Here is a 14,010-nt window from a genome sequence, read left to right as displayed (position 1 = left end):
ATTGTCCCCGAGAGGGACAAACCGTGGGAGGCTACGGCATCGAGTGATCCGGGACGCAATCGCGCAAGCGTTTGTTGTTCTGCAATACCGGCTCGCTAGTGGTCCTACGAGTGGAATTCGGTCCGGTCGGATCGGCAACAAGCGATCCCGCACAAGGGGTGTCTTGTGCGGAACCGCTTGTTGCTGTGTCGTTAGCGTGAGAGTTCTTCGAGCACTTTGCCCTTGGTTTCGATGCCGAACACGTACTGGATCCCGATGCCGGTGACGATGAATCCGACCAGCATGGGTCCGATCGAGGATCCGGCCCGCAACCAGGCGCTGCCGAACCCGGTGCCGATCGCGCGCGCAGCCGGGTCGGGTACGATCCTGCCTTCTCCGGTACACGATGAGGAACACGATCCAGCCGACCATCGCGACGAGGATGAAGCTGATGCCGCGATAGACGAACGCCGACCCGCCCTTGATCGTCCGCTGCAGGTGTTGATCCGGCCGCGGGGCAGTGGGCGCGTTGGTATAGATCCGGGTCGAGCTCAAAGCCGCATGACCGAGGATCGCCTGGACCACGTCGAGTGGGACCGAGACTGCCCAACGGGTCTTCGCCGAACGTGGATTGGCGGCATCGCTCGAGGACATCGCCCGCGAGTCCGGAGTCGGAGTGGGCACCTTGTACCGCCGGTTTCCTACCGTAAAAAGTTGATCGGCGCGGCCTGCGCGAGAAGGTGGCCGAGTACGCCGACGCTGCGAAACGCGCGCTGAAACACCCCGATCCGTGGCAGGGCTTCTGCTCTTACGTGGAGACCATGTGCAGCTTGCAGGCCGCGGTCCGTGATGTCGGATCGCTGCTGCTGGAACGCTGGGCCGCCGCGTAGCTCGCGCGGTTCCGCAGCCGAGATAGGTCCCGCCTACTTTTGAAGGCGGCGCACCCGCGCCTGCATCGCTAACCCCGAGGGACGGGCGTCGAACGACACCCATGCAGGAATTCGCTCAGGATTCTCGCGCACTGTTACCGCACGGGTGGGCGATCGTGCCCTGAGAAGTGCCGCTCGGGGGTTCGTGCTGAGAAGCTGGGGTGTCGGTTCCGTCCGGATCGGCCGGTGATCCGGTCCTGGTCGCGTGAGGAGGAGGTTGGCAGGGTGGTCGATCAGGCGAAGCCGTCGTCGTTGGTGCCGGGCGCACAGGCGTTGACGCGGCGGCTGCTGGTGGACGATCCCGCGCGGGTGGAGCACATCAGCGGGGTGGCCGCACGTGCGGTCGCACTGTCGGGCACGGTCGATGTCGGCGACCGCGACACCCTGGTGGCGACGGCGTGGCTGCACGACCTCGGCTACGCCCAGGATCTGAAGGACATCGGGTTCCACCCGATCAATGGCGCCCGCTACCTCCGCGCCCGCGGTTGGCCGCCACTGGTCTGTGAACTGGTGGCGCACCACTCCGGGGCACGGTTCGTGGCCGCGGTCCGCGGGTTCGATGCGGAACTGGCCGAGTTCGGATTCGTGCAGGACGCGCTCACCGATGCGTTGACGATTGCCGATCAAACCTCCGGCCCGCACGGGCAGACCGTGACCGTCGATCAGGGGTTGCGCGACATGCTCGACCGGCACGGCCCGGACTCACCGAACGCCCGCGCCCACCCGCAGCGCGAACCCTACATCCGTGCCGCCCTCGCCCGCGTCGAAGACCACCGGAGCAGCGGTGCACCCGACCCCGACCGCGGCGGGTAGCCACACCGTCAGTCCAGTCGGGGGCCACGCCTGTTCGATCACCACGGTCCGACCGGACCACGATGCAGGGTGCGGCCAGAACCGGAACACCGGCCGGCGCAGCATGTTTCGCAGCGCTACCAGTTCCCGATTCAGCTTCACGGTGGACCCCGGTTCGGCCGCGGCATGCGGTGTTGGGCAGGCATGTCACCCGATCACGGTGTTGGTCAAAGTGTCCATGTGGCGAGCATCGGGCCAACGGGTCGGACGGACTGGTCCAGGTTGACCAGTGGGGGGAGTTGCGCCGTGCTGACCTGGTAGTTTCGAAATGACTTGGGGTCGTGTCCATTTCACACGCGGAAGGTCGCTGGTTCGATCCCAGCCGGGACCACCACAAAACTGCTGCTCAGGACGTTGTGACCAAGATTATTTCCAGAGTTGTCAGACAATAGTGGTCTCTATTTGGCCATATCCGGACAGATCCTCCTGGCGAGTCTTCGTCGATCGCGGTCGTTGTGGTGCATCGATGGCGGGAACGGCCGGCTGGGCACGCGCGCGGGTCGGGGTGTCGTCGTGGTCATCAGTATCGAACCGGGGACCGTCTCGTTCAGGTGAAATAGCTTTCTGTTCAGCGTGATTCGCGGATTCAGGTCTTTACTGGCGGTGTGGGGGTGCTGATCCGAACGCGCGTTCGCGCCGTGCCGTGGGCACGCGGGGCGGGTCTCCGATGCGCGCGGTAGCGCTCGGTACGGTACGTCAGCGCGGTGTGACCTTCCGCTCCGGTGGCGGAAGGTCACGAGGCTCCGCCCTGGGTCCTGATTCGCGTCACCATAGCCAGAGGATCGGGAGCGCCGAGAGGTCGAGTTCGTCCACGAGGTCGGACGCCGCTGCGTCGATGACTTTGTAGGCGAATTGCGCCGGCAAGCGTGCCGGTGGCAACCGGGTGCGTCATCATTGTGCCTCAGCAACTGGCACGGACGATCGCACTGTTTCACATCGAAGGTAGGCGCGCGCCGAGCCGGCGCCGAAGTGGGCAGTCTTCAACAGGAAGCTAACGAAGTGAAGCGATTTGATTTGCGCAGTTTGACCGTTCCGGTGATTGCCGCGCCGATGGCCGGCGGCCCGTCCACTCCGGCGCTCGTGGCCGCGGCGACCAACGCCGGGGGTCTTGGCATCATCGCAGGGGGCCTGCTCATTGCCGAAGCCCTCGCCAGCACATTCGAAACCACCGCCGCCCTAACGTCAGGCCCATTCGGTGTGAACCTCTTCGTACCGCAGCCAAGCGTCTGTACACAGCGTGAGCTCGCAGAGTATGCCCGTACCCTTGAGCCCGAGGCGCAGCGCTACGGTGTCGAACTCGGCGCCGTGCAATACAACGACAAGCAGTGGTCCGCCCAACTGGCGATGGCACTCGATGTCCGCCCGGATCTGCTTTCGTTTACATTCGGCGTTCCCAGTGCCGAGGAGTGCTCGCAGCTACATGGCGCCGGGATCAGCACACTAGCCACCGTGACGACGCCATCGGAAGCCGCAATGGCCGAGGCCCATGGCGTCGATGCAATCGTTGTACAAGGCCCGTCAGCCGGCGGCCATCGCTCCACATTCAACCCTGCCCACCAACCCCCCAGTGAGCTGCTGCCCGCGCTCCTTCACGCAGTGCGTGCCCGAGTGGATATGCCCGTCGTCGCGGCTGGAGGTATCGCCACAGCTGAGGACGTTGCCGATTCCCTCGCGTCCGGCGCGATCGCCACGCAGGTCGGCACAGCGCTCCTATTGGCCGACGAAGCGGGCACCCACCCGGCTCATCGCGCTGCGCTACAGGATGAGGGTTTCACCGAAACCGTTGTCACGCGGTCATTTACCGGCCGATACGCGCGCGGACTGCGCAACCGATTCATCGACGATCACGATAGCGCGGCGCCTCTGGGGTTTCCCGAGGTGGCGCACATCACCGGTCCTCTGCAGACGGCCGCAGCACACCGCGGCGACCCCCACGGTATGGCCTTATGGGCGGGCACCGCGTTTCGTCAGGCACGCGCCGCTTCGGTCGCAGAGATCATGCACGCACTGCTCTGACTACGACGGAGCATCCCCCCGCAACCAGGTGAGGTGTCCGATCGGCTGACTCACGCCCTTCGAAGACCGCACTGCGCCGCTCAAGAAACGCGGTAATACCCTCCGCGGCATCTCGGCTGGGCAAGACCACGCGATTCCAATCGAGCAGGGTCTGCGCGGCCGCATCGCGGGATGCACGCTCGGCGTCCCGTGCGAGGCTGTGATGACGGCGATGCGGTGCGGCACGGACCAAGGCGAGGTAATCGAGTGTCTCGATCATCACGAGCTGGGCCCGGTTCGGACGTGGCACGCGGTGTCACAGCACTCGGTGTCACCCGATCAGGGTGTTGGTCGAGTGTCCATGTGGCTAGTATCTGTCCAACGGGTCGGTCCAGTTGGTCCAGTTGGTCCAGTTGGAGGAGTTGAGTCCGGTCTGACCTGGTAGTTCCGAAATCACCTGGGGTTGTGTCCATTTCACACGCGGAAGGTCGCTGGTTCGATCCCAGCCGGGACCACCACAAAACCGCAGGGCAGAGCGTTGTAACCAAGATCATTTCCAGAGTTGTCAGTCAATAGTGGTCTTTTTTTGGACAGATCCGGACAGATCCGGACAGATCCTCCTGGCGAGTCTTTCGTCGATCGCGGTCATCGTGTGCATCGACGGTGGTAACGACCGGTTCGGCATGGGTGGGTCGGGGTGTCGTCGTGGTCATCTCGTATCGAACCTGGGTCGGTCTCGATCCGATTGAAATAGATTGACGTTCAGTATGATTCGTGGGTTCGGGTCTTTGCTGGCGGTGTGCGGGGGTGAACCGATCGAGCGTTGGCGGCCGTGGCGTCGCACTCGGGGCGGGATTCTCCGATGCGCGTTGTATCTCGCGGCGCGGTGCGTCGACCGGCGTGACCTTCCGCTCGGGTGGCGGATGGTCACGGATTGCGCGCCCGGTTCCCCGATTCGCAGCAAAGGCGCAGGTCAGCGCCCGAACCGGAGTGCGCGGTTACCGATTGCGCCTCCGGTGACATTCCGCTTGGTGACTCCACTGGCACCGAACATCGTGGCACCGAGTGCCGTTCGCGATGCGTCGAGCGATCCGGGGCCGTGAGGAACTCCCGAAATCGGTCGCGGTCTTGTTTTCAGTGCTGGCCCGGTTCTCAATTGCGGACCACCCGGACGACGTCGTCACGGAACTCCCTGGGATACGGCTTCGGCACAGTCCACATCCTTCCAGCAGCGCCTCTCGGCACCACAGATCAGATTTCACCTATCCGTGCAGCACTCCCTGACGTGTATGTCGTGGGCTCCGGCGTCGTTCGAATCAGGATCAGTTGGTGCCGAGCTGAAGCGCGAGCAGCGCGGAGGAAGCCACGAGAACGACGAGGGCGGGGGCGAAATCGAGCGCCTTGTCTCCCGCGCGAGCGTGATATACCACAGCACCGATCATCATGGCGCACGTTCCGAGGATTGCGGCGATTCCCAACCCGGTGAATCCGAAGGTGATCCCGACGAGACCAAGGGCCGCAGCGCATTCCGCGAGACCGATCAGACGTGCGAGGGGCACACTGACGCCGAGGTGATCGGTAATTGCGCGCGAACTCCGCAGACCGACGAGTTTTCCGATGCCAAGGAATCCGAGGAAGACGGCAAGCAGCAGCGATATGACGATGATGGTGTTGTGCACCGTATGTTCTCCAAAGCGGAAGAGTGTGAGGGGTGGGAGGTTTGCGTTAGCGCGCGGTGCGCTGTCGTGCGTGTGTTCTATGCCGTCGCCGAAGCCGCTAGCACAGGGGAGGGGTCCATGAAGATCAGGTACTCGGTGACTTTTCCGTCGCTGACGCGGGTGCGGGTAACGGCGGGAAGGATGAACTGCTCGCCGTTCTGCATGGTGTAGGTGACCTCGACCCGCAGGGCTGTGACGTCACCGTCGGCCCATTCATCGATGATGTGGTGTCGCATGCCGGCCACGGATCCCAGGTAGGTCGCTACCCAGTTCTGAATGTTGTCGCGACCGGTAACGAGGTCGTTGTTCGCCATGCGGAAGGAACAGTCGTCGGAAAAGTAGCCGAAGAAGGCTGCGATGTCGGTGTCGGCGGCAGCGAGGAGTGCGCGACTGGTCTCCAGACCGCTGGTGGTGTTCGTGGACATGAATTGCTCCGATCAGAGGCGGACAGGGATGAATTGGGGGAGCTCAGCGCGAGGGCGGGGCGTCGCGGAAGCGGTGTCGCATGTGGCCGATGTTCTCGACGTAGGTGAGGAGTTCGTCGCGTGCGGTGATGAGGCGCTTGGGTTCTCGTGCCCAGCCGACGCCGGCGGGCGTTCCGGTGAAGATGAGATCGCCCGGGAACAAGGGCAGGACCGCGGATAGGTAGGCGATGATGTCGGGAATAGAGAAGATAAAGTCGGAGGTCCGGGCCTTCTGCATCTGTTCACCCGACAGGGTGCACCCGATCTCGAGGTCGTCGGGATCGGCGAACTCGTCCGGAGTTACCAGCACGGGCCCGATCGGGGCGAAGCCGGCGAAAGACTTGCCCAGACTGAACTGGGCGGGGGCGGGCGGTTTGAGTTGGACCACACGATCGGACAGATCCTGGCCGATCGTCAGGCCGGCCACATGGCTCCAGGCGTTCTCCGACTCGACATGCCGGGTTGGTAGGCCGATCACCACGACCAGCTCGGCCTCGAAATCGACTGCTGCCGATGGTAGGTCGATCGTTGTCGTGGGACCGGTCACGGAGCCGGGGAACTTGGTGAACACCTGGGGAGTGGCCGGGAGTTCGAGCCCCGCTTCGGCGGCATGGTCGCGGTAGTTCAGGCCGATGGCGAAAACCTGCGGCGGGCGCGGCACCGGCGGTCCCAGTGCGGTCGCGTCCAGTTCGGTCACCGGACCGTCGGGTGCTTCGAGGGCCCACTGCCGAAATTTGCGCCACTGGGCGAATATTGCAGAGGGATCGCTGGGGAAGCGTCCACCGCTGGCGGTGTTCACGTCCACTACGCCAGCGGCGGTGATCAGGCCGAGGCGATTGTGCTGGTTGACGATTCGCATTGTGGCGAACTCCTTTGCGGGCATCCACGCCTCTCGGAACACCGGGAGGGTCGCTCGGTAGCCGAGATGGGCGGACGGCCCATCGTCGATTCTTTCAGGTCCGGCGGCGGACGTGGCATCTATCACTATGCCCGCAATATGTTATAACAGCAACCGTTCGCGGAAAGTTCTTGTATCGAGAGATGCGGAGATCGGGGCAAGAGGTCGGGCTGACTCCCGGTTGCCCCGGCGCGTTCGATTGACGCGCTCAGTGACCGAGAAGAGACGAAATTGTCAGTGCAACACGCAGTTTGGTCGTAGGCGCCCCTGCAGGGTGCGCGCAAAGCGTCATGGCCTGGTTGACCCGGTAGGTCACGGTGTTTCGGGAAACGTGTTCGATCTGGGCGACCTTTGCGAGGCTGTGGTCCAGGTCGAGGTAGTGCCGCAGGGTCGTGCGAAGTTCGCTCAATCGCGGATCCGTACCGGCGAGCCGTCCGAGGTGTCGCTCCACGAAGCGGCGGGCGGCCTCGAGATCCGACAGCAGCAGCACCTCCAGATCGATGTCCTCGTGGGCGGTGGTGGATGCGGTGGTGGAGGAGGAGAGGCTGCGGACGACGCGTTCGACTGCGCGTGCTTCGGCATGGCTCTGCCGGAATCCGTTGGGCCCTGTTCCGGGTTGCCCGAGCACGATGTGGGTGGCCTCGAATTCCGGCAGTCCCGGTGCTTGCGGGGGGTGTGGTGTGCCCGGAATGGCGGCCCAGGCCCAGATGCTGCGTGATCCGACCGGCACGATGAGGGTGGAAGTGGGCGGCGCCCATCGACGCAGGACGGGTTTGATCACGTTGCGAAGATCGTGTCCGGTTGTGTGGCGCGATGTTTCGTCGGTCCAGGCGATCACCGCCAGGTGCTGGGAGTCGAGCGAGTAGCCGAGTATCTGCTCGGTGTGCTCGCTGTCGAAATCGTCGCCACGCAGGATCGCCTCGACCAGGTCGAGTCGCGCTGCGGAAATACTGGCTGACCAGGTGCTTTGTTCGTCGAGGAACGCGGCGGCGGCCGCCCTGGTGAACTCGTCGAGCTCTTCGAACAACAGAACCGAGATCCGCCGAACTTCGGCGGTCGTCTCGGCGCGCGGTGCCAGCGCACTGGCGCTGTCGAGCAGTGCCGCGGCGAGCACCGCATATCCCACGCGGATCGAGCGCAACAGATCGTCGAGTTCCATCCCTCGTCTGGCGAAGTCGCGCGCGATGTCGACCACCTCCGCGCCGGCCAGGGAAATGTGTTGCCCGCCGAGGTCGCAGACCAGGGTCAAGGCCCGCAGCACGGTCGAGGTGGTGGCGCGACGAATAGCGTTGAAGTTCGAAACCCCTTCGCCCAGTTGCGGAATATCGGCGGTGATCCGCTCGGCAATATCGTTTCCGACCTCGACGGCCCAGCCGACCGCGCCATCGCCGAGTGCTCCGCGGACCCGTCCGCCGTCGGGTCCGAGCCATTCCAGTTCGGGACCGTGCGCGCGCTTGCCGGTGAGTTGGACCGCCCAGTGTGGCATGTCGTCGTCCTTCTCGGAGCGGGAGGTTTGGGTTCCAGCCCAAATCGGGCGTGCGTTCCTGTGATGCAGACAGTGGTTTCACGCCTCGGATCTGCGTTGCAATTGTGACACAAGCCACAAGCCCGTCGGAAGACGGTAAACACTCTCACAACATGGAGGGTCACCGATGACCGCAACACCCAAATTCGCGCACGTAGTGCTCCAGACGAGCCGACTCGAGCAGATGCGCGACTGGTACTGCACAGTGCTGAACGCGCACGTGGTGTACGAAGGACACGGCTTGTGCTTTGTCACCTTCGATGAGGAGCACCACCGCATCGCGTTCCTGGGCGCTCCGGTTCAGCTGGATCCGAAGTCGCCGACTGCCGCAGGTATGCATCACACCGCCTACACCTTCGACACCCTCGACGACCTGCTCGACCGGTACGAGGAACTCGAAGGTAAAGGGATCTCGCCGAAAGTCCCGATCCAGCACGGTGTCACGACCTCGATCTACTACCAGGATCCGGACGGAAACTTCGTCGAACTACAGATCGACAACTTCGCGACTCCCGACGAAGCCACCGACTACATGCGGGGCCCCGAGTACGGCGGCAACCCGGTCGGCGTCGGTTTCGACCCCGCGCTGATGCGCCGGGCGCGCCAGGCCGGCACACCACCCGCTGACCTGATCACGCGGTCCTGGGCCGTCGAAGCGAGCCCCGACCTGCCCGACCCGATGAGCGTCCTGGCCGGCGCCTGAAACTCCCGAACCTGCTTCTCACGCAGATTCGCCTCGGCATTACCTGCTCGATTCCGCAGTCCACCATTCAACGCAAGGATCACCCATGTCTACAACCATCGACATCCCCGTCCTCATCATCGGCGGCGGCGGATGTGGTCTATCCAGTTCGATCTTCTTGTCCAACCTCGGCATCGACCATCTGCTCGTCGAACGGCACCCGAGCACGTCGGTCCTGCCGAAGGCGCACTACCTCAACCAGCGCACCATGGAGATCTACCGCCAGCACGGTGTCGCCGACGCCATCTACGAAGTCGGTTGTCCGATCGAGAAGTTCGGTCAGATCCGGTGGATGACCTCGCTCGGCGGTGACGGCGTCCTGGATCGCAAGGAAATTCACCGGATGGACGCGTTCGGCGGAAACAGCCTGCGGGAGCGTTACGATGCCGACAGCCCGGTCACCGCGACCAACTACCCACAGTTACGGCTCGAACCGTTGCTGCGCGCCGAGGCCGAGAAGCGGGGCGCCGAGCGGATCCGCTACAACCACGAGGTGCTCGACTGGGAGCAGACCGACTCCGGTGTCGTGGCCACGGTGGTCAATCGCGACACCAACGAACGATTCACGGTCAACGCTCGTTACGTCATCGCGGCTGACGGGGGCAAGAGCGTCGGCCCCCGCGAAGGGGTCGCGATGGTCGGCCCGACCGGCATGGTCGACATGGTGAGCACCCACTTCACCGCGGACCTCTCGGAGTACTGGGACGACCAGACACTCATCACCTGGTTCCTCAACCCCGAGGGTGAAAGTTCCTGGGGGGCAGGAGCGATGGTGCAGATGGGCCCGACGTGGGGACGCAATTCCGAAGAATGGGTCGTGCACTTCGCGTTCCGGCCCGATGACCCGGAACGGTTCAACGAGGAGGCCATCGTCCCCCGACTGCGCGAGCTGCTGCGCTTGCCCGACCTGACGCTGCAAGTGCATAAGGTCAGTCACTGGATCCTGGACCGCATCGTCGCCGACCGCTGGCGCGTCGGTGACATCTTCCTGGCCGGCGACGCGGCGCACCGCCAGCCGCCGACCACCGGTCTCGGCTTGAACACCGGCATCCAGGACGCCTACAACCTCACGTGGAAACTGGCCCAGGTGATCAAAGGCTCCGCCACCGACGCCCTGCTCGATACCTACGAAGCCGAGCGCAAACCGGTCAGCACCGACGGAGCGGACTGGGCGCTGATGGCATTCGCCAACCACACCGTGATCGACGCCGGGATCGGGTTGACCCCCGGCGCGCCCCTCGAGGTCAACGTCGCGGCTTTCCATGCGCTGTTCTCTGACGGACTGCTTGGCGACGCGTTGCGCGCGAGGGCCGAAACAACCATCAATACCCAGCAGGCCGAGTTTCAGGCCCACGACGTGGAGATCGGCTATCACTACGCAATCGACGGTGCGGCCGTTGTGGCGGACGGATCCGCGCCGCCGCCGCGGTCCGCGACCGGGACGATCTATACACCTTCGACCCGGCCCGGTCACCGGTTGCCACATGCCTGGCTGGACAAGCAGGGTGACCGGATCTCCACCCACGACATCGTCGACAACACCGGCGTTTTCGGGTTGATCACCGGCTCCGACGGTTCGGCGTGGGCGCGCGCCGCCGAGGTGGCCGCCGACAAGTTCGGCATCCGGGTCAACGTGGCCCGCATCGGTGCCGACCTCGCCGACGAACACGGCACGTGGGCGAAGTTGCGCGAAATCGGTGACGGCGGAGCGATCCTCGTCCGGCCGGACAACCACATCGCCTGGCGCAGTGTCGAACTCGCCGAAGACACGGAACACACCATGACCGCGGCGTTCGAAGCGATTCTCGGCCGCCACTAGCGGCTCGGCGTCGGTGGGGCGGTTGACTAGGACTGATCCGCGCCGCCTCACCGACTTTCACTTCCCCACAACCGATCCATTAAGCTCGGAAGGAATCCCCTCGATGTCGAGCGAGACCCGCGAACTTCTGTGGACCCCACCCCCGGGGCGCGTCGCGGATTCGAACATGGGCCGCTACCAGCGGTGGCTCGCCGATACCCACGGCGTGACCACCACCGATTACCAGTCGTTGTGGCGCTGGTCGACCGAGAACACAGACCAGTTCTGGGGCACAATCTGGCAGTACTTTCGCGTGGAGTCGCTCGACGGTCCACCGGCGGAGGTCCTGGCGTCACATTCGATGCCCGGCGCACGCTGGTTTCCGGGTACACGCGTGAACTGGGCACAGAACCTGCTGCGCCGGTTCCAGTCGGAGGCAACCGCGATCGTCGCCCTCGACGAACGCGGCACCCGCAGCCACACCTCCGGCGTCGAGTTGACCCAGCAGGTCGCCAACCTCGCCGCTCATCTACGAGCCATGGGCGTACGCCCCGGTGACCGCGTCGCGGCCGTGCTGCCCAACACCGCGCCGGCGATAGTGTCCATCCTCGCCTGTGCCAGCGTCGGAGCCGTGTGGTCTTGTTGTGCACCGGACTTCGGGCTGAAAGGACTCGTCGACCGATTCAGGCAAATCGAACCTGCACTGCTGATCGGTGTCGACGGCTACCGGTTCAACGGGAAGACCAACCACCGACTCGATTTGATCGCCGAACTGCGCGCACAGCTTCCGACTGTGCAGCACACGATCCTGGTCCGCAACCTCGACCCCGAGGTGCCGGCACCGGAGGGCTACCACGACTACGACGATCTGATCCGCGGCGAAGCGACAGCCAGCTACGAGCCGGTTCCCTTCGACCACCCACTGTGGATCCTCTACAGTTCCGGCACCACCGGCCTGCCCAAGGGCATCGTCCATTCACACGGTGGGATCTTGTTGGAATCGCTCAAGGCCAACGCCCTGCACTACGACCTCGACGACAGCGACCGAGTGTTCATCGCGGCCAGTACCGCCTGGGTCGTCTGGAACATGCTCGTCGACGCCATGGTCACCGGTGCCACCGTGATCACCTACGACGGCAGCTTCACCGCCCAGGGCCCCGGCACGCTGTTCGGCATCTGCGGCGAGCACGGAGTCACCCGTTTCGGCACCGGCGCAGCATATCTGAGCATGTGCGAGAAATCTGGCGTGAAGCCCGGCGCGGACTACGACCTGTCCGGTCTGCGCTCCATCATGAGTACCGGCTCGCCCCTGCCCGACACGACATGGCGATGGGTGTACGACGCGGTCAACGCCGACGTTCACCTGGGATCCGACAGCGGCGGCACAGATGTCGCGACTGCGTTCGTCGGCGCGAACCCGCTGCAACCGGTCTACCGCGGTGAGATTCAGGGACCGTGCCTCGGCGTCGCAGTGCAATCCTGGGATCCCGACGGCCGACCGGTCGTCGACGAAGTCGGCGAAATGGTGATCACCGCGCCGATGCCGTCGATGCCGATCTACTTTTGGAACGATCCGGACGGGCTGCGGTACCACGACGCGTATTTCGGCACCTTCCCCGGCGTGTGGCGACACGGCGACTGGATCAGTTTCACCCCCCACGGGACGTGTCGAATCCATGGCCGATCCGACGCCACCATCAACCGCGGCGGTGTTCGCATGGGTTCCGCCGACATCTACCAGGCTGTCGAGTCCCTGCCGGAGATCACCACCGCACTCGTGATCGGCGCGGAACTGCCCGACGGCAGGTATCACATGCCGCTGTTCGTGGTGCTCGAACCGGGGATCGACCTCGACGATGCGCTCACCGAGAAAATCCGCACCACGATTCGTACAGCGGTGTCACCCCGACACGTCCCCGACGAAATTCTCGCGGTGCCGGCCGTTCCCGTCACCCGCACCGGGAAGCGGCTCGAGATCCCGATCAAGAAACTGATCCAAGGGGCTGCGCCCGAGGCCGCCCTCAACCGGGCGACAGTCGCCGAGGCCGCGACTTTGGACTGGTTCATCGACTACGCCCACAACTTCAACCAGGCCGCCCGGAGCCGGTGACGACGCTCGTGGACCACACCAGCTCGCCATCGCGCGCGGCACGCAGGTGTGACGGTGGTTCATTCGGTGAGGATCGCGCTGTCGACGGCAGGCGGCACGCCACCGCGGGCGGCCTGCCGGATCAACATTCCCACCTTGGTGGCGACCGCCAGCGCCGACCACCTCAACGCGTGGACGGGTTGCTACAGAACCACTCAGATCATCGCGAACAGTACCTTCGTCCTGAGCCACTCCCAGGCAGTTTCGTGCGAGACATCGATCCAACATGAACCTAGTGCTCCCGCACGCATCGGTGCAATATATTATAACAGGTAGGCGCCTCGCCGGTGGACTGCCGACGTTGGCCTGGTATCGCGGTGTGGATCAGACAACAGCGGTGGGGTTGCTCTGCGCGGTGAGGCGTTGTGATCATTAGCGCACTGTCAGAAGGGAATTCGCTGTGTCCTTGTCGGTACAGAATGTAGGTCTCATTGTCGGCAGCCTCCGTCGTGAGTCGATCAACCGGAAACTGGCGTCTTCGATCGTCGGATTGGCTCCGGATCGACTCAAGTTCACGGAGATTTCATTGGCGCAGTTGCCTATGTATAACGGCGATCTCGAAAACGACAGGCCAGCGCCGGTGCGGCGGTTTACCGACGCGGTCCGCAACTGCGATTCCGTTTTCATCGTGATGCCGGAGTTCAACCGATCGCTGCCGGCAGTGCTGAAGAACGCCATCGACTGGGGGTCCAAACCGCAGCCGGAGAACGTCTGGTTGGACAAGCCCGTTGGGATGACCGGCATTTCACCCGGCGCAATCGGTACCGCGGTCGGCCAACAGCACCTGCGCCAAATATTGGGCGTGCTGGGTGCGGCCGTGGTCGGCGGCGAAGCCTACCTGACCAACCGCCCCGAGCTGTTCGATCCCGCCGGGATGCTTGCCGACTCCTCGACCGAAGAGTTCCTGCGCAACTACGTGACCAGATTCGCCGACTTCGCCGACAAACTGCTAAGGCAATGA

12 protein-coding genes are annotated in these 14,010 nt (G+C 64.2%); 8 read left to right on the top strand and 4 right to left on the bottom strand.

The window, feature by feature from the left end; all coding sequences use genetic code 11:
• Nucleotides 1-610 precede the first annotated feature (610 nt).
• The 4 genes from OG921_RS26585 (at nucleotide 611) to OG921_RS04180 (ending at nucleotide 3,776) form a co-directional block, all read left to right on the top strand.
• The gene (locus OG921_RS26585; RefSeq protein ID WP_323182707.1) at nucleotides 611-697 is read left to right on the top strand and encodes a TetR family transcriptional regulator; all 87 of its coding nucleotides are present in this window, start codon (nucleotides 611-613) and stop codon (nucleotides 695-697) included.
• A 22-nt stretch (nucleotides 698-719) separates the two neighbouring features.
• Nucleotides 720-869, top strand: coding sequence for a hypothetical protein (locus OG921_RS04190; RefSeq protein ID WP_266111119.1), 150 nt, complete (start codon nucleotides 720-722; stop codon nucleotides 867-869).
• A 264-nt stretch (nucleotides 870-1,133) separates the two neighbouring features.
• A complete protein-coding gene (locus OG921_RS04185) occupies nucleotides 1,134-1,721 on the top strand; it encodes an HD domain-containing protein (RefSeq protein WP_266111118.1) in 588 nt (195 codons plus the stop codon).
• Between the two features lie 1,038 nt (nucleotides 1,722-2,759).
• The gene (locus tag OG921_RS04180; protein WP_266111139.1) at nucleotides 2,760-3,776 is read left to right on the top strand and encodes a nitronate monooxygenase; all 1,017 of its coding nucleotides are present in this window, start codon (nucleotides 2,760-2,762) and stop codon (nucleotides 3,774-3,776) included.
• Nucleotides 3,777-5,077: 1,301 nt separating this feature from the next.
• On the opposite strand, the gene OG921_RS04175 is transcribed toward OG921_RS04180, so the two are convergent.
• The 4 genes from OG921_RS04175 to OG921_RS04160 form a co-directional block, all read right to left on the bottom strand.
• A complete protein-coding gene (locus OG921_RS04175; protein ID WP_266111138.1) occupies nucleotides 5,078-5,434 on the bottom strand; it encodes a DoxX family protein in 357 nt (118 codons plus the stop codon).
• 77 nt (nucleotides 5,435-5,511) lie between these two features.
• Nucleotides 5,512-5,898 (bottom strand): nuclear transport factor 2 family protein, encoded by a 387-nt coding sequence (locus OG921_RS04170; protein ID WP_266111137.1) that lies wholly within the window; start codon nucleotides 5,896-5,898, stop codon nucleotides 5,512-5,514.
• 43 nt (nucleotides 5,899-5,941) lie between these two features.
• Nucleotides 5,942-6,796, bottom strand: coding sequence for a fumarylacetoacetate hydrolase family protein (locus tag OG921_RS04165; RefSeq protein ID WP_266111136.1), 855 nt, complete (start codon nucleotides 6,794-6,796; stop codon nucleotides 5,942-5,944).
• Nucleotides 6,797-7,043: 247 nt separating this feature from the next.
• Nucleotides 7,044-8,321: a CdaR family transcriptional regulator gene (locus OG921_RS04160; RefSeq protein ID WP_266111135.1), complete on the bottom strand. Its 1,278-nt coding sequence runs from the start codon at nucleotides 8,319-8,321 to the stop codon at nucleotides 7,044-7,046.
• A 166-nt stretch (nucleotides 8,322-8,487) separates the two neighbouring features.
• Between OG921_RS04160 and OG921_RS04155 the strand changes: the two genes are divergently transcribed.
• The 4 genes from OG921_RS04155 (at nucleotide 8,488) to OG921_RS04140 (ending at nucleotide 14,010) form a co-directional block, all read left to right on the top strand.
• Nucleotides 8,488-9,063 (top strand): VOC family protein, encoded by a 576-nt coding sequence (locus tag OG921_RS04155; RefSeq protein ID WP_266111134.1) that lies wholly within the window; start codon nucleotides 8,488-8,490, stop codon nucleotides 9,061-9,063.
• 85 nt (nucleotides 9,064-9,148) lie between these two features.
• On the top strand, nucleotides 9,149-10,921 hold the full coding sequence (locus OG921_RS04150) for an FAD-dependent monooxygenase (RefSeq protein ID WP_266111133.1): 1,773 nt from the start codon (nucleotides 9,149-9,151) through the stop codon (nucleotides 10,919-10,921).
• A gap of 103 nt (nucleotides 10,922-11,024) precedes the next feature.
• On the top strand, nucleotides 11,025-13,010 hold the full coding sequence (locus OG921_RS04145; RefSeq protein ID WP_266111132.1) for an acetoacetate--CoA ligase: 1,986 nt from the start codon (nucleotides 11,025-11,027) through the stop codon (nucleotides 13,008-13,010).
• 439 nt (nucleotides 13,011-13,449) lie between these two features.
• On the top strand, nucleotides 13,450-14,010 hold the full coding sequence (locus OG921_RS04140; protein WP_266111131.1) for an NADPH-dependent FMN reductase: 561 nt from the start codon (nucleotides 13,450-13,452) through the stop codon (nucleotides 14,008-14,010).

This window comes from Aldersonia sp. NBC_00410, from assembly GCF_026342035.1.
Lineage (GTDB): Bacteria > Actinomycetota > Actinomycetes > Mycobacteriales > Mycobacteriaceae > Aldersonia.
Note: the sequence above shows the minus strand (reverse complement) of the source record. Positions and strands in the feature narration are given on the sequence as shown.

Excerpts from the sequence above, each read along its gene's own strand:
- OG921_RS04170 (WP_266111137.1), bottom strand. The coding sequence starts at position 5,898 with ATGTCCACGAACACCACCAGCGGTCTGGAGACCAGTCGCGCACTCCTC.
- OG921_RS04165 (WP_266111136.1), bottom strand. The coding sequence starts at position 6,796 with ATGCGAATCGTCAACCAGCACAATCGCCTCGGCCTGATCACCGCCGCT.
- OG921_RS04160 (WP_266111135.1), bottom strand. The coding sequence starts at position 8,321 with ATGCCACACTGGGCGGTCCAACTCACCGGCAAGCGCGCGCACGGTCCC.
- OG921_RS04155 (WP_266111134.1), top strand. The coding sequence starts at position 8,488 with ATGACCGCAACACCCAAATTCGCGCACGTAGTGCTCCAGACGAGCCGA.
- OG921_RS04150 (WP_266111133.1), top strand. The coding sequence starts at position 9,149 with ATGTCTACAACCATCGACATCCCCGTCCTCATCATCGGCGGCGGCGGA.
- OG921_RS04145 (WP_266111132.1), top strand. The coding sequence starts at position 11,025 with ATGTCGAGCGAGACCCGCGAACTTCTGTGGACCCCACCCCCGGGGCGC.